General features: G+C 43.6%; 12 protein-coding genes. 9 read left to right on the top strand and 3 right to left on the bottom strand.

Annotated elements, in window-relative coordinates; genetic code table 11:
• The first annotated feature begins 95 nt into the window (after positions 1-95).
• The 7 genes from CJF29_RS08345 (at position 96) to CJF29_RS08315 (ending at position 12,936) form a co-directional block, all read left to right on the top strand.
• On the top strand, positions 96-5,726 hold the full coding sequence (locus CJF29_RS08345; protein ID WP_099146396.1) for an alpha-2-macroglobulin family protein: 5,631 nt from the start codon (positions 96-98) through the stop codon (positions 5,724-5,726).
• Between the two features lie 113 nt (positions 5,727-5,839).
• Positions 5,840-8,263, top strand: coding sequence for a penicillin-binding protein 1C (gene pbpC, locus CJF29_RS08340; RefSeq protein ID WP_099146395.1), 2,424 nt, complete (start codon positions 5,840-5,842; stop codon positions 8,261-8,263).
• Positions 8,264-8,289: 26 nt separating this feature from the next.
• Positions 8,290-9,465 carry an MFS transporter gene (locus CJF29_RS08335; RefSeq protein WP_099146394.1) on the top strand — a complete coding sequence of 392 codons (1,176 nt, stop codon included), beginning with the start codon at positions 8,290-8,292 and terminating at the stop codon, positions 9,463-9,465.
• Positions 9,466-9,511: 46 nt separating this feature from the next.
• A complete protein-coding gene (locus tag CJF29_RS08330; protein ID WP_004296952.1) occupies positions 9,512-9,946 on the top strand; it encodes a hypothetical protein in 435 nt (144 codons plus the stop codon).
• 156 nt (positions 9,947-10,102) lie between these two features.
• A complete protein-coding gene (nhaC, locus tag CJF29_RS08325; protein WP_099146393.1) occupies positions 10,103-11,530 on the top strand; it encodes a Na+/H+ antiporter NhaC in 1,428 nt (475 codons plus the stop codon).
• Positions 11,531-11,597: 67 nt separating this feature from the next.
• Positions 11,598-12,188 (top strand): DUF4251 domain-containing protein, encoded by a 591-nt coding sequence (locus CJF29_RS08320; RefSeq protein ID WP_099146392.1) that lies wholly within the window; start codon positions 11,598-11,600, stop codon positions 12,186-12,188.
• An 88-nt stretch (positions 12,189-12,276) separates the two neighbouring features.
• Complete coding sequence (locus tag CJF29_RS08315) at positions 12,277-12,936, top strand: response regulator transcription factor (protein ID WP_099146421.1); 660 nt, start codon at positions 12,277-12,279, stop codon at positions 12,934-12,936.
• 9 nt (positions 12,937-12,945) lie between these two features.
• Here CJF29_RS08315 and CJF29_RS08310 read toward each other — a convergent pair whose 3' ends face one another.
• From CJF29_RS08310 to mnmA, 3 genes are all read right to left on the bottom strand, one after another.
• On the bottom strand, positions 12,946-13,287 hold the full coding sequence (locus tag CJF29_RS08310; protein WP_099146391.1) for a type II toxin-antitoxin system RelE/ParE family toxin: 342 nt from the start codon (positions 13,285-13,287) through the stop codon (positions 12,946-12,948).
• Positions 13,277-13,531, bottom strand: coding sequence for a hypothetical protein (locus tag CJF29_RS08305; protein WP_099146390.1), 255 nt, complete (start codon positions 13,529-13,531; stop codon positions 13,277-13,279). The genes CJF29_RS08310 and CJF29_RS08305 overlap by 11 nt, the downstream gene beginning before the upstream one ends.
• 89 nt (positions 13,532-13,620) lie before the next feature.
• Positions 13,621-14,688: a tRNA 2-thiouridine(34) synthase MnmA gene (gene mnmA, locus CJF29_RS08300; protein ID WP_099146389.1), complete on the bottom strand. Its 1,068-nt coding sequence runs from the start codon at positions 14,686-14,688 to the stop codon at positions 13,621-13,623.
• A 180-nt stretch (positions 14,689-14,868) separates the two neighbouring features.
• Here mnmA and CJF29_RS08295 point away from each other — a divergent pair, with 180 nt between their 5' ends.
• Both CJF29_RS08295 and CJF29_RS08290 read left to right on the top strand, forming a co-directional pair.
• Entirely contained in the window at positions 14,869-16,284 is a 1,416-nt protein-coding gene (locus CJF29_RS08295; RefSeq protein ID WP_099146388.1) for a S41 family peptidase, read from the top strand.
• A gap of 6 nt (positions 16,285-16,290) precedes the next feature.
• Entirely contained in the window at positions 16,291-17,085 is a 795-nt protein-coding gene (locus CJF29_RS08290) for a DUF4595 domain-containing protein (RefSeq protein ID WP_099146387.1), read from the top strand.
• The last annotated feature ends 65 nt before the right edge of the window (positions 17,086-17,150 follow it).

The following is a 17,150-nucleotide window of genomic DNA, read 5'->3' as shown; positions in this document are numbered from 1 at the left end:
TAAATTGATTAAGAACTTGCAAAAATAATCAGAATAACAAAGGATTTAGCATAAAAACTGTATATTTGTTTGTTGAACTATAAAAATTCTTCGCTATGGGACTAACAAAGACTACACGTAGCATCAGTGCTACCAGATTATTCTTGCTTATTATGATGACTGTGGGCCTATACTCATGCACACGTACTCAAAAAGACATTATTCCTTCTGCCGATTATGCACCGTATGTAAATGCATATACGGGAGGAGTCATTTCGCAGAATTCAACCATACGCATAGAGTTGACCCATGACCAACCCATGGTGGATCTGAACAATGAGTTAAAAAGCAACCCGTTCAGTTTCTCACCTTCATTAAAGGGAAAAGCATATTGGGTTAGCAACAACACCATTGAATTTGTTCCAGAGGAAGGAGCGCTGAAACCGGGAACACTTTACGAAGGAACTTTCCGGCTCGGAGACTTCATCGAAGTGGAGAAAAAACTGAAAGAGTTCAACTTCTCATTCCGTGTACAGGAACGTAACTTCACCCTGCAACTGGAATCATTGCCAATTACAGCTACCCAACCGAATGAGATAAATATGAAAGGAGAGATACGTTTCAGCGACGTAGTGAAAAAGGAAGAGGTAGAAAAGATGCTGACTGCCAGTGACGGGAAAAAGAGTTATCCGGTGGAAGTCACCGCAACCGACAATCATACCCGGTATTTGTTTAGTATCAGACAAATCCCCAGAGAAGCTGATGATTACCCCTTGACTATCACAGCCAACGGCAACCCGGCCGGCATCAACCGTAAACAAAGCGAAGAAGTACTGATACCGGCAAAAGATTGTTTTCGTTTTATGTCTGCCGAACGCATCGACCAACCGGAAAACGGAATCGAGATTGTTTTCTCCGCTCCCCTATCCACTACTCAAGATTTAAAAGGACTGATTGAGATCCCGGAAATCTCCTCATCGATCTTCCAAATCAGTGAGAACAGAGTTTTTATCTATTTCGAAGCAAACACACAAAGTAAACTGACGTTGAATATCCATGAAGGAGTCAAAGACAGTCAAGGTAAAGCGTTGGGAACTTCTCATACGATCTCATTCAGTGAAGTAAGTCTGAAACCACAAGTGGAAATGTCTACTACCGCCGCTATCCTGCCCGATTCGAAAAGTCTGATTATTCCTTTCAGGGCTGTCAACCTGTATGCTGTGGATTTGAGCGTGATCCGCATTTTCGAGAACAATGTATTGATGTTTATGCAAACCAATTCACTGGCCTCGGCCAATGAGCTGCGCCGTTCGGGCAGACTGGTTTACAAGAAAACGTTATGGCTTGCCAAAGATGCTTCCAAAGACATTCATCATTGGGGAGATTACTCGATAGATCTTGCCGGATTAATCCATCAGGAACCGGGTGCCATCTATCGTGTAATACTTTCATTCCGTCAGGAATACTCCGCTTATCCTTGTGGAAGGGTCGAGAATCAGGATATGAAATTCGCTGACAGCAACACCTCCAACGGGCTGACCAAAGTAAGTGGAAGAGTCTTGTCCGAAGAAGATGAAGCAATCTGGAATACCCCCGAAGCCTACTATTATTACAACGGCGGAACAATGGACTGGAGTGTGTACCGATGGACGGAACGCGACAATCCCTGTCATCCGTCTTATTACATGAATTCAGACCGGGCAGCTGCCTGCAACGTTTTTGCTTCCAACCTGGGAATGATTGTAAAACGGAACTCACTGAATAAACTGTGGATTGCCGTTAGTAATATTTTGGATACAAAACCGATAGGGAAAGCACAGGTAACAGCGTATAACTTCCAGTTACAACCCATAGGGAAAGGAGAAACCAATGGAGAAGGATTCGTTGAAATCACTCCGAACGGTGTGCCTTTCATTATCGTGGCAGAATCGGACAAGCAAAAAGCGTACGTCCGCGTTGTGGACGGTGAAGAACAGTCCGTCAGCAGATTCGACGTGGGAGGAAAAGATATTCAAAAGGGACTGAAAGGATTTATATATGGCGAAAGAGGGGTATGGCGCCCGGGAGACACGCTGCACATTTCCTTTATATTGGAAGACCGCGAAAAGAGAATCCCCGACAAGCACCCCGTAGCACTGGAGATTTACAATCCGAGAGGACAGTTCTACACGAAAATGATTTCAACACAAGGAATGAACGGATTCTATACATTCGACGTTCCGACACAGGCAACAGACCCGACCGGGCTCTGGAATGCATATATTAAGGTAGGAGGAACCACCTTCCACAAAGGTCTGCGTGTCGAAACCATAAAGCCCAACCGCTTGAAAATAAATCTGGCATTGCCGAAGATGCTTCAAGCTACGGACAAGAATTTCTATGCCCCACTCACTTCAACCTGGCTGACAGGAGCAACTGCCTCCAAACTGAAAGCCAAAGTAGAAATGTCTTTATCGAAAGTGAATACACAGTTTAAGAATTACGGACAATATATCTTTAACAATCCGGCTACGGATTTCACGACTATCAAAACAGATATATTTGACGGCACACTGGATGCAGAAGGAAAAGCAAATGTCATGCTGAAAGTTCCGACCGCAACGGAAGCGCCGGGTATGCTGAACGCCACTTTCACCACCCGCGTGTTCGAACCGGGAGGAGATGCCAGCATCTACACTCAAACGATTCCATTCTCACCATTCACCTCTTATGTCGGTATCAATCTGAACCAGCCGAAAGGCAAATATATTGAAACTGACAAAGATCATGTATTCGATATTGTAACTGTAAACACGCAGGGACAGTTAGTGAACAGTTCTAATCTGGAATACAAAATATACCGCATCGGCTGGAGTTGGTGGTGGGAAAACAGTGGTGAATCTTTCGGAACGTATATCAACAACAGTTCCATCACTCCTGTTGCCAGCGGCAATTTACAGACAAGAGGCGGAAAAGCATCTTTCAAATTCCGTATCGATTATCCGTCATGGGGACGCTACCTGGTTTACGTGAAAGATAAAGAGAGTGGACATGCCACCGGAGGTACAGTTTATGTTGACTGGCCGGAATGGCGGGGACGTTCGAGCAAGACTGATCCCAGCGGTATCAAGATGCTTGCTTTCTCGCTGAACAAAGATTCTTATGAAATAGGAGAAACAGCCACAGCAATCATTCCTGCAGCAGCGGGAGGACGTGCACTGGTATCCATAGAAAACGGTTCTACCGTATTACGACAAGAATGGATAGAGGTTTCCAACGGAGGAGATACGAAATATACATTCAAGATTACACCGGAGATGACTCCGAATGTATATCTGCATATCAGTCTGTTACAGCCTCACGCGCAAACAGTCAATGACCTGCCTATCCGTATGTATGGCGTCGTTCCGGTATTCGTGACTAACAGTCAGACGGTGTTGCAACCGCAGATACAGATGCCGGAAGTGTTACGCCCGGAAACCAACTTCAATGTAACCGTCAGCGAAAAGACCGGAAAACCGATGACTTATACATTAGCTATTGTAGACGACGGTTTGCTGGATCTTACCAATTTCAAGACCCCGGACCCATGGAATGATTTCTATTCACGCGAAGCACTCGGCATCCGGACATGGGATATGTATGATAATGTATTGGGAGCTTCCGCCGGAAGTTACAGTTCACTTTTCAGTACGGGTGGAGACGCCACATTAAAACCTGCCGATGCAAAAGCAAACCGCTTCAAACCGGTAGTCAAGTTTATAGGTCCTTTCTATCTGGGAAAAGGTAAGAGCCGGACACATACGCTGAAACTTCCGATGTATGTAGGTTCGGTACGTGCCATGGTAGTTGCCGGACAAGAGGGAGCGTACGGCAATGCGGAAAAAACGGCTTTCGTACGGACTCCGTTAATGATGTTGTCCACCTTGCCCCGTGTGCTTAGTATTCAGGAAGAAATCACCGTTCCGGTAAATATCTTTGCGATGGAAAATCAAGTGAAGAATGTAACCATATCACTTCAAGCGTCCGGTGGAGGAGTACAGATTGTAGGGGCTAACCAACAGTCGCTCAAATTTAGCCAACCGGGTGACCAGCTTGTGTTCTTTACTTTAAAAACAGGTAGTAAAACAGGAAAGGCTACCATCCATCTGACAGCCAATGGTGGCGGACAACAAACTAAAGAAACCATTGAAATAGAAGTACGCAACCCGAATCCGGTAGTAACCCTGCGCAACAGTCAATGGGTAGAAGCCGGACAAAGCAAAGAACTTTCATACAATCTAAGCAGTTCTTCTGCAAATAATCAGATAAAGCTGGAAGTATCACGCATACCTTCGGTTGACATCAGCCGCCGTTTCGACTTCTTATACAACTATCAGCACCATTGTACGGAACAGTTGACTTCCAAGGCTTTGCCTCTTCTGTTTATCGGTCAATTCAAAACAATAGATAAGATAGAAGCCGAAAAGATAAAGACAAATGTACAGGAAGCTATCCGGCAGATTTATGGTCGTCAACTTCCCAATGGCGGATTTGTATATTGGCCGGGAAATGCTGTTGCCGACGAATGGATCAGTTCTTATGCAGGAATGTTCCTGACACTGGCACAAGAAAAAGGATACGCCGTTCATTCGAACGTACTGAATAAGTGGAAGCGTTTCCAACGTGCTGCCGCACAAAACTGGCGGATGCCGCAGGATGCAAGCGGCTGGCAACAATGGCAGTCGGAATTGCAACAGGCTTTCCGTTTATATACGCTTGCATTGGCAGGAGCACCGGAATATGGTGCCATGAACCGGATGAAAGAACAGGCAGGATTATCCATTCAGGCTAAATGGAGACTGGCAGCAACCTATGCACTGACCGGAAAGATGAAACCGGCTGAAGAACTGGTGTATAATGCGGAAACAACAGTAAGCCCCTACTCTTCCATGAATCAGATTTACGGTTCCTCCGACCGTGATGAAGCTATGATTCTGGAAACACTGATCCTGATGAACCGGGAACGGGATGCTTTGCAGCAGGCAAAAGTCGTTTCAAAGAATCTGTCACAAGAGGAGTGGTTCAGTACCCAATCCACCGCTTTTGCTCTTATGGCAATGGGACGTCTGGCCGAAAAGCTGTCAGGCACACTGGATTTCGTATGGACATGGAACGACAAACAACAACCTGCCGTGAAATCAGCTAAGGCTGTGTTTGAGAAGGAAATAGCCACCACTCCCAAATCCGGTATGATTGCTGTGAAAAATCAAGGAAAAGGAGCGCTTAGCGTAGACCTTATCACACGCACACAGTTGTTGAACGATACATTACCGGCCATCAGCGACAATCTTCGCATGGATATAAGATATGCCAACCTGAACGGTACACCGATCTCTGTCAATGATATCATGCAGGGAACTGACTTTATGGCTATCACCTCCATATCCAATATTAGCGGAACTTCCGACTACACCAATCTGGCACTGACGCATATCATACCGTCCGGTTGGGAAATATACAACGAAAGAATGGTTGCCCCCGAAACGGAAAGCGTAGCAGCCGACGGTTCCGGTAAGTCCGTCAGCAAATATAATTATCTGGATATACGCGATGACAGGGTATTGACTTATTTCAATTTGCGTCGTGGTGAAACAAAAGTATTCACTGTCAGACTGCAAGCGACTTATGCAGGTAACTTTATTCTTCCTGCCGTTCAATGTGAAGCAATGTATGATGTAAACTTACAGGCACGCAGCAAAGCGGGAAGAACAACTGTCAGTCGATAAATTTCAGGCACGGATTACACGGTTCTACTCGTTAACCAAAAATGCGTAATCCGTGTAATCCGTGCCTAATTATTTGTCACAAAGATATGTGTCTCTTAGCTCTTAACATTTAAATGAATCCTATATATAAATTCTTCAAACGATTATCTGTTACTAAGAAAGTAATGACAATAAGCATTGCTCTTTTGATGATAGGATACATCTTTTGCCTTCCCCGGCAACTGTTTCATGTACCCTACTCCACCGTTGTGACTGATCGAAACGAAGAATTACTGGGAGCACGTATCGCTTCGGATGGTCAATGGCGGTTTCCTCCCCGAAAGACAACACCTGAAAAAATCAAGCAATGCCTTATTACCTTTGAAGATAAACACTTTTACCACCATTGGGGAGTTAATCCGCTATCTACCGGAAGAGCACTCTACCAGAATTTAAAGAATAAACGTGTTGTAAGCGGAGGCAGTACCCTTACCATGCAGACCATCCGTCTCGCCCGGAACAAACCCAGAACTATCGGAGAGAAAGTCATCGAAATGATCTGGGCTACCCGTTTGGAGTTCCGGACTTCCAAAGAGGAAATCTTATCCATGTATGTCTCCCATGCACCATTCGGAGGAAATGTAGTAGGACTGGATGCTGCTGCCTGGCGCTACTTCGGTCATTCTGCCGAAGATTTATCATGGGCGGAATCAGCCATGCTGGCCGTCCTGCCCAATGCCCCCGCCATGATTCATCTATCCAAAGGACGAAAAATACTACTTTCCAAACGCAACCGTTTATTAAAACAACTTTTTGAAGAAGAGATTATTGATGCGTCCACCTATGAATTGGCTATCAGCGAACCGTTACCCGACGAACCACATCCTCTTCCTCAAATAGCCCCCCACCTGGTTACCCGCTTTTATCAAGAAAGAAACGGATTATATACCCGCTCAACCATCGATAAAGGAATACAAACCCATATAGAGAGTTTGGCGGAACGGTGGAGCAATGAATTTAATCGAAGTGATATCCGTAACCTGGCTATCCTAATTATAGACATTCCCACCAATCAAGTGGTAGCATACTGCGGAAATGTACATTTCGACCGTAAGCAAGGGGGGAATCAAGTAGACGTGATTCAAGCTCCCAGAAGTACAGGCAGTATTTTAAAACCCTTTCTCTATGGTGCCATGCTACAGGAGGGAAGTCTATTACCGCAAATGCTGTTACCGGACGTACCCGTTAATATCAATGGCTTTACTCCACAAAACTTCAGCCTGCAGTTTGAAGGAGCCGTCCCCGCTTCCGAAGCTCTTGCCCGCTCATTGAATATCCCGGCTGTCACCATGTTACAAAGATATGGAGTACCCAAATTTCATCACATGCTGCAACAAATGGGGTTCAAGACTATCAACCGATCAGCCTCCCATTATGGATTATCACTCATTTTAGGAGGTGCCGAAGCTACTTTATGGGATGTGACGAATGCTTATGCACAAATGGGACGAAGCCTCTCCAACAGTCATTCCAACGACCTTCCCCAAGAAAAGGAAGTGCAGATACTACTGGGAACAGAAGAAAAGACTGTTTCGGAAAGAGATGGTTCAAGAAAAGTTACTTCAGGAAAGATCATTTCAAGAAAAACAACTTCGAGAAAGGATATATCAGAAGGAGTTATTTCAGAAGGAGTCATTTCGGCAGGAGCGGCCTGGCTCACCCTTTCCGCCTTAACAGAAGTCAACCGCCCTGAAGAAATTGACTGGAAATCAATCCCCTCCATGCAGACTATCGCATGGAAGACCGGAACCAGTTACGGATTCCGTGATGCCTGGGCCGTTGGCGTAACTCCCCGCTATGCAGTAGGCGTATGGGTAGGAAATGCAACCGGAGAAGGAAAACCCGGATTGGTCGGCGCACAAACAGCCGGTCCCGTATTATTCGATATATTCAATTATCTCCCTTCTTCACCCTGGTTCGAACGTCCTGCAGGTGTTTTCGTTGATGCAGAAATATGCCGTCAATCCGGTCATCTGAAAGGACGTTTCTGTGAAGAAACTGACACTGTGCTGATCCTTCCCGCGGGATTACGGACGGAGGCTTGCCCTTATCATCATCTCGTCACACTATCCGCCGACGAAAGCCACCGCATCTATGAAAACTGTGCAAACACGGAACCTACTATTCAGAAATCGTGGTTTGCCCTGCCGCCCGTATGGGAATGGTATTATAAACAGCATCATCCGGAATACAAACCACTGCCACCTTTCAAAGCCGGTTGTGGAGAAGATTCTTTCCAACCCATGCAATTCATCTACCCTCCGATGAACGCCCACATCAAGCTACCCAAACAACTGGACGGCAGCAAAGGATTTATCACGGTTGAACTGGCACACAGCAATCCCAATGCAACTATATTCTGGCATCTCGACGACACCTATCAGACACAGACACAGGATTTCCACAAAATTTCCCTGCAACCCGCTCCCGGCAAACATTCACTGACGGCAGTAGACGGAGAAGGCAACACAGTTTCCACCACTTTCTTCATCGAATAAACATCTTATTTTATTATCTTTGCCACATGAAACAGCCATTAAAAGAAAACGGAGGACTGCCGGCATCTATCCTCTGGACACTTGCTATTGTGGCCGGTGTCTCGGTAGCCAACATCTATTATATTCAACCTCTATTAAATATGATACGCCATGAACTTGGCATATCAGAGTTCAGAACCAACCTGATTGCCATGGTCACACAAATAGGCTATGCGGCAGGATTGTTGTTTATCACTCCTTTGGGAGATTTATATCAGCGTAAGAAAATCATCCTGGTCAACTTCACCGTTCTGATATTCTCCCTATTGACTATCGCCCTGACGCACAGCTTCCATCTGATACTCATCGCTTCATTCCTCACGGGAGTCTGTTCCATGATTCCGCAGATATTCATTCCGATAGCTGCCCAGTTTTCCCGTCCGGAAAATAAAGGCAGGAATGTAGGGATTGTCTTATCAGGACTATTGACCGGTATTCTGGCTTCCCGTGTTGTCAGCGGATTTATCGGTGAGCTGATTGGATGGCGGGAAATGTATCACATTGCTGCAGGCATGATGCTTATCTGTGCCATTGTTGTACTAAAAGTCCTTCCCGACATTCAGACCAACTTCCAGGGAAAATATAGCGGCCTGATGAAATCCCTGTTAGCCTTAGTGAAAGAATATCCACAACTACGCATTTATTCCATCCGGGCGGCATTGAATTTCGGTTCCCTCCTCGCTATGTGGTCCTGTCTGGCTTTTAAAATGGGACAAGCCCCGTTCTTCGCCAACAGCGACGTAATCGGTATGCTAGGACTTTGCGGAGTGGCCGGAGCATTGACTGCTTCTTTCGTAGGAAGATACGTAAAGCAAGTAGGTGTACGCCGCTTTAACTTTATCGGTTGCGGATTGATTCTCTTTGCCTGGTTACTGTTCTTCATCGGTGAAAACACTTTTATTGGTATCATTGCCGGAATCATCATCATTGACATAGGGATGCAATGTATCCAACTTAGCAACCAAACAAGTATCTTCGAACTAGACCCGCGCGCTTCGAACCGTATCAATACAGTTTTCATGACTACTTACTTTATTGGCGGTTCAATGGGAACATTTCTGGCGGGCAGCTTTTGGCAACTGTATGGTTGGCACGGAGTTATCGGTACCGGAGTCGTTTTAACCGGAATTTCTTTATTAATTACGACTTTCTACAAGAAGTGAGTCAACAAAACGGACGGTCAAACCGTTTATTACAATAAAAAAGCCAATGAAATACGGAGTTAACAGACAAATCTTACTTATCACAGCCGGCACCGTCTGGATTATAGCCGGTGCGAATATTCTGCGAATAGGAATTGTAACCTGGTTAAACACCTCCCAAGATTGGATGTTCAAAATAGGAGAAGCTACCGTCGTTTTCTTGTTATTCTTCGTTCTGGTGTTCAGAAGGCTTTATTATAAACATACCCAGCGAATCGAACAAAAGAAAGAACACAGAAATTGCCCGTTCTCCTTTTTCGATGTGAAAAGTTGGATTACAATGATCTTCATGATTTCTCTGGGAATTACCATACGTAGCTTCCATCTTCTGCCCGAAACGTTCATTTCTGTTTTCTATACCGGATTATCCATTGCCCTCATCCTGACAGGGGTACTTTTCATCCGTTACTGGTGGATAAGGCGTAAGACTTTCGCTAATTGAGCCGGTCTTATACATATTCCAATCAAATACAAACTTATAATAATTTTTATTGCCTGACGTTTTGAAGCAAAAGATTTCATTCTTTTTTGTTGTATCTTTGCGCGGCTATAAACAAAACAGCAGCCGGAAAACAAATAAAAGGTTATAAGAATCAACATGAAGAAAGCCCCCTCTCCCCTTGTATCATTGATACCGATCATTGTACTGGTGTTATTATTGTTTGCCACTATCCGCACATTTGGCAGCGATGCCCTAAGCGGCGGAAGCCAAGTGTCACTGCTCACCACTACAGCTATTTGTATCCTTATCGGCATGGTGTTTTATAAAATTCCCTGGAAAGATTACGAGCTTGCCATAACCAACAATATTGCCGGAGTGGCGACAGCTATTATTATTCTATTAATCATCGGTGCGTTGAGTGGGATCTGGATGATTAGTGGAGTAGTGCCTACGCTAATCTACTACGGGATGCAAATTATCCATCCCAGTTTCTTCCTGGCATCTACCTGCATCATCTGCGCATTGATTTCCGTTATGACCGGGAGCTCATGGACTACCATTGCTACCATCGGTATCGCTCTGATGGGTATCGGAAAGGCGCAAGGTTTTGAAGACGGCTGGATTGCCGGAGCCATTATTTCAGGAGCATACTTCGGAGATAAAATATCTCCTTTATCCGAAACCACCATCCTGGCCTCTTCTATCACAGACACTCCCTTGTTCCGTCACATCCGTTATATGATGATTACTACGGTTCCATCTCTTGTCATTACGCTAATTATTTTCACCGTAGCAGGATTCTCTCATGATGCCAACAATACACAACACATCGCAGAAGTGGCAACCGCTTTGAATGAAAAGTTTCATATCACCCCGTGGTTGTTGATAGTTCCTGTTGTAACCGGAATACTGATAGCACGGAAAGTGCCCTCTATCGTAACGCTGTTCCTGTCTACCCTGCTGGCTGGTGTCTTTGCTTTGATATTTCAACCGGAGTTGTTGCAGGAAATTTCCGGAGTTGCCGTTTCCGGATTCGATTCTTTGTTCAAAGGACTGATGATGACTGTTTATGGAGCGACAAATTTACATACAGACAATGCCGTTCTGACAGATTTAATCGCCACACGTGGTATGGCGGGAATGATGAATACGATTTGGCTGATTCTATGCGCTATGTGTTTTGGCGGAGCAATGACAGCAAGCGGTATGCTGGGAAGTATCACTTCCATCTTCGTCCGCTTCATGAAAAAAACAGTCAGCGTGGTTGGCGCGACAGTCTGCTCCGGCCTGTTTCTTAATCTGACAACTGCCGACCAGTATATCAGTATCATTCTGACGGGAAATATGTTTCGCGATATTTACACCAAGAAAGGGTATGAAAGTTGCTTACTAAGCCGTACGACGGAAGATTCAGTAACCGTTACATCTGTATTGATTCCGTGGAATAGTTGCGGAATGACACAAGCTACCATCTTGAGTGTACCCACACTTGTGTATCTTCCTTATTGTTTTTTCAACATTATCAGTCCCTTAATGAGTATCACTGTGGCAGCCATCGGATATAAAATTGCAAGACGTTCGTGAACAATCTGGCATACACTTTGTTTTTGCAATAAACGAACAACGTATTAAACCTAAACAAAAAAAAGTTATGAAAAAGTTTATTGCATTAGTAGCATTAGTATTAATGAGTGCAAGCACAATGATGTACGCACAGGAAAGTAACGCAGCAGCACGCCGCGCAGAAAGAAAAGCCGAAAGAGATGCAGAAAGAGCGAAACTCCGTGCCGAAGAAGAGGTGCAGGACATGGTAGCCTACCAACAAGCTGTACAGGCTTTGAAGAACAAGCAATTTGTATTGGAAGCTAATCAGGTGGTCTTCCGCAACGGTATGAGTGCTTTTGTTACTTCAAACACCAACTTCGTCTTGATGAATGGCAACAGAGCCACCGTACAGACTGCTTTCAACACTCCTTACCCAGGTCCTAACGGAATCGGTGGTGTTACAGTAGATGGTAATTCTTCGGATATGAAGATGAATATCGACAAAAAAGGAAATGTGAACTGTTCATTCAGCGTTCAGGGTATCGGCATCTCCGCTCAAATATTCATCAATATGAGTAGCGGAAACAATACAGCTTCAGTTAGCATCAGCCCGAACTTCAGCAACAACAACCTGACATTGAACGGAAATATCGTTCCGCTTGACCAGTCAAATATCTTCAAAGGACGTTCCTGGTAATCCGGATACAAGAATCTTATCATAACTCCGCTACAAATCATGCAAAATGCGTACATTTGTAGCGGAGTTTTTTTATTCATCATTGCTTATGAGAGAATTTATCATCGCAGACAATCAGGATATCAGTAAGGCGGGAATGATGTTCCTGCTAAGTAAACAAAAGGAAGTGTCCCTCCTTTTAGAAGCTGATAGCAAGGCTGAACTGATTCAGCAGCTACGATTGTATCCGCAAGCGGTGATTGTATTGGATTATACATTGTTCAATTTTGCCGGGGCGGATGAATTGATTGTCTTGCAGGAAAGATTCAAGGAAGCCGACTGGATTCTATTCTCTGACGAACTTAGCCTGAACTTTCTCCGCCAGGTACTGTTCAGCAGTATGGCTTTCGGGGTAGTGATGAAAGATAACTCAAAAGAAGAAATCATGACCGCTATTCAATGTGCCACCCGCAAACAACGGTATATTTGCAATCATGTCAGCAATCTGCTGCTTTCGGGAACTTCTTCTCCGCTGGCAGCGTCAAGTATGGACGACCATTTGCTGACGCAGACAGAAAAGAATATCCTAAAAGAAATTGCATTAGGGAAAACAACGAAAGAGATTGCCGCAGAGAAAAATCTTAGTTTCCATACGATCAACAGCCATCGTAAGAATATCTTTCGTAAATTGGGAGTGAATAATGTGCACGAGGCTACTAAATATGCGATGAGGGCAGGGATTGTGGATTTAGCCGAATACTATATCTGATTATACGCTTTACTTCAAGCCATTTTGTTTCAAAAGTTGTTCTATTTCCTTGTCTGATATAGAAGCCCTGTCTGCTTTATCATAAATATAGAGAAGATTCAAAATTGCATCTTGCTGGGAAACAACCAAAGTGAAAGTGATAACTCTTGCACCTCCGCTTTTTCCTTTCCCTTTCGCAGTAATTTTCATGCGGACTTTGCGCAAGCCATGACCTAAATCGGTACCTAATTGCGGATTCTGTTCCAACTCATCAATCAATGAAGCAAAATCTTCTTTAAAAGAAGAATAATGTTTTGCCAATCGTTTAGCTTCCCGCTGAAACGTTGGCTTAACTATTATTTCATAGTTCATTCAAAAACTCCCTTGCACTCTTTAATTCCAACTTGCCATCTATAGAAAGTTTTACCTCTTTCAGTCCTGCATCAATCCCTGCAAGAATCTCCTCTTTTGTGATTTCTTCCATTTCTTTTTCTGCTTCCATTTTCTTAAGTCGTTTCAAATAGTTCTTCACCCGATTGAGCATCTCTTTGTCATTCAAACTCAGGAGTTCCTCCACCAAGTCCATTTTCAGACTTTTCAATTCCATCGTTGTCATAAGCAATCCTCCTTTATTTATTATTCTACGAAACAAAAGTAGTGAAAATTATCCTGATTATCGAATCCTCACCTTTCAAAATAAACTATTTAACAGATGATTTCACCGCTCCCCACACAAACTGTTGCTTCTTCATCATAAATCACTCCAAACTGTCCCGGAGCAATGCCTTGCAACTTTTCGGACGACAAAATGTGAAACTGCTTCTCCCCTTCCTGTATCAGTTTTCCTTTTGTAAATTCGGGAGTGTGACGAATCTTAAAAGTAATGTCTATCTCCTTCTTCTGACCTTTCCAGGGATTATCAGTAATGAAATGGAAATCATGCATCCGGAATTCATTACCGTATTGTGTCTCTACACCGTAGCCACGGGATACGTAGATGGTATTTTCCAAAATATCCTTCTTGACTACAAACCAGGGACCACCACTCAATCCGAGCCCTTTCCGCTGACCAATTGTGTGGAACCAATAGCCTCGATGTGTACCCACTTTCTTTCCGGTTTCCAATTCAACAATCGCCCCTTCCTTTTCTCCTAAAAAACGACGAACGAAATCATTGTAGTTTATCTTTCCGAGAAAACAAATCCCCTGACTGTCTTTTCTTCTGGCACTAGGCAACCCGGCACGATTTGCAATCTCACGTACTTCTTGCTTCATCAGCCCTCCAATGGGAAACATGAGCTTGGAAACTTGCAGGTAATCAATCTGGGCGAGAAAGTCTGTCTGATCTTTCACGGGATCTTTTGCCGTGCCCAGCCAAGTTTTCCCTTCACGTTGCAAGGTGGTGGCGTAATGACCGGTTACCGTAAAGTCGAAATCTTTCCCGACACGCTGTTCAAAGCATCCGAATTTGATAAGCTTATTACACATCACGTCCGGATTCGGCGTCAACCCCTGCCGAATTTTATCAATGGCATACGCCGCCACATTCTCCCAATACTCCTGATGCAGGTCCACCACTTCCAAAGACAAACCGTATTTACGTGCCGTTGCAGTAGATAATTCAATATCCTCCTCTGCCGAACAGTCCATATATTCCGCTCCGTCCATACCTATCTTAATGTAAAAAAGAGTAGGCTTATATCCTTGCTCACAAAGAAGATGTACGACAACCGAACTGTCGACACCTCCTGATAATAATGCAGCTATCTCCATGAATAAAAATCCGTCTATTAATAACTTTCTATATTTTAGCTAATACCTATCGAAAACTTTGATGTCACAAAGATAAGGCAAGATTCTCTAACACCCAATCACACATTGAAGGCATTTTTATACCATAAATGTGGTAGATAAGCAAAGTATTTCCTACATTTGCACAGTAAAAAGCTTTTTATGATGACGAAATTAAGAAAGATAATCCTCATACCTGCCCTGATCTTCGTATCTATCAGTGGTTTCTTTTCCTGTGGTGTCGACCGCTGGCCGGAGTATGCCCATCAAACTGCACTGGATACATGGATGTACGACATCATGCAACAGAACTATCTGTGGTATCAAGATCTACCTTCCTACGATGATGTGAATCTGTTTCTGGAGCCTGCCTCGTTCTTATCTAAAGTGAAATCAAAAAAAGACAGTTACTCGTTTGTAGACTCTGTGATGGAGACTCCGCTGCCTACTTATGGATTTGATTATTCACTGGTTCGCAACCCGGACATCGATACTGCCTACAACGCATTGATTACTTATGTAATTCCTGGTTCGCCAGCTGCTGCCGTACTAAAACGAGGCGACTGGATTGTAAAAGTAGATACCTCGTATATCAGCAAAAAATATGAGGCTCAACTACTGCAAGGCACAGGACCTTTGGAAATAACTTTGGGAAAATATCAAAAAGTACCACCTACAGAGCCGCCAGTAGAAGGCGAGGAAGAAGAAGATATTTACCGAGTTGTACCAGTAGGCGACCCTGTAGAAATGGGAGCAGCCGTATCATTGGTAGACAACCCTATTCACTGCAAGAAAATATTAACGTTGACTGATGGAAGGGAAGTCGGTTACCTAATGTACAACAGCTTTACAGCAGGTACTAAAGACAATCCGGAAAAATACAACACCGAATTACGTGAATGGTCGGATGAGCTTGCCCAAAAGAATATCCATCAAGTGATACTCGACCTACGATATAACAAAGGAGGAAGCATTGAATGTACGCAACTATTAAGCACTATTCTTGTGTCTTCTTTTTACCTTGACCAAACAATGGCATTCTTGGAATATAATGATAAGAATACAGCAAAAGATGCAACTCTGATCTTTAATTCTGATTTATTAGGTACCTCCGGTGGCAAGAACCTGAATTTAACGACTCTTATCGTTTTGATCAGTGGAGAAACGGCAGGAGCTCCGGAAATGTTGATGCATAGCTTGAACGGAAAAATCCAACAGTTAATAGCTATCGGCAGTTCAACCAAAGGACAAAATGTAGCTACGGAACAATTTATCAATGAAGATTTTTTGTGGTCTATCAATCCGGCTGTATGCACTATCTATAATTCAGAACATGACACTTATGGTGGATTCAAACCGACATACGCAGTCAATGCTTCAACCGATTACTTAACTTTCCTACCTTTCGGCGATGAAAAAGAGACTTTGTTGAGTGTAGCTCTCGGAGTATTGAACAAAACTTATCCACCAAAGGACGAGGAAACCGAAGAGACGACAAAAGCACAATTCAAAATAGAGAAAAGCGTAATAAGTCCGGCAAGTAGGCGTTTTAGTAGTAACGGATTACGATTAAAATAAGAAAGGATGAAAAAAGTAGCTATTTTATTGCTGGCAATACTGACATTCAGTTGTTCGGATGATGACGAAAAGGGCACAGTAGAGGATAAAGGGCAATGGGCTATGATTTTCAATGAAACCGTCAAGAACGATTCGAACCCTGTAGATAGAATAGAGGAGTTTATGTTCGATGGCGAGCGTCTGATTCAACATATTATAAAACAACGTTATTTCGGAGAAGAAATCAGTAACGAAGTAAACTTGAGCTACTCTGATAATCAGGTAACAGTTACCACTGACTATCTCACTTTAGTATATACATTAAATAGCGAAGGCTATGCCAGTCAATGTGTATACAGGTTGTCTTCACAAAATCGTATTTATCAATTTTCTTACTCTGCAGAAGGATACTTAACCGGAATTGTCGAGAATATTGGCGATGCAGAATATTCATCAACATCACTTACATACGAAAACGGAGATATAACCTCTATCAGTTCCAAGATGAACGGCCTTGAAAACAAGTTCATTTATGAACCGGGAGAAGAAAGTTCGACATACCATTTGCCCTGCCTCGGTTTATTAGAAATACACCCTCTGACATTCCATATTGAAGCTCTTTACGCAGGATTATTGGGTAAAGACCCGCGCCATTTCACCATACGCAGTTATCCTGCAGGAAGTAACGATGAAAAGACAGGCTATTCGTACGAGTTTGATAAAAAAGGAAATCCATCCAAGATAATTTGTCAGACGACCTATGCCGGAGGACAGGCCAGCTATTATCCATACACACGCAACATTTCGGTTTCTTTCGAATAATCTTTCATTCCGAACATCGAATTCTCTTTTAAAGCAGCATAATCACTCTATTTCTGTCAAGAGCA

This window comes from Bacteroides celer (genome assembly GCF_002632415.2).
Taxonomy (GTDB): Bacteria; Bacteroidota; Bacteroidia; order Bacteroidales; family Bacteroidaceae; genus Bacteroides.
Note: the sequence above shows the minus strand (reverse complement) of the source record. Positions and strands in the feature narration are given on the sequence as shown.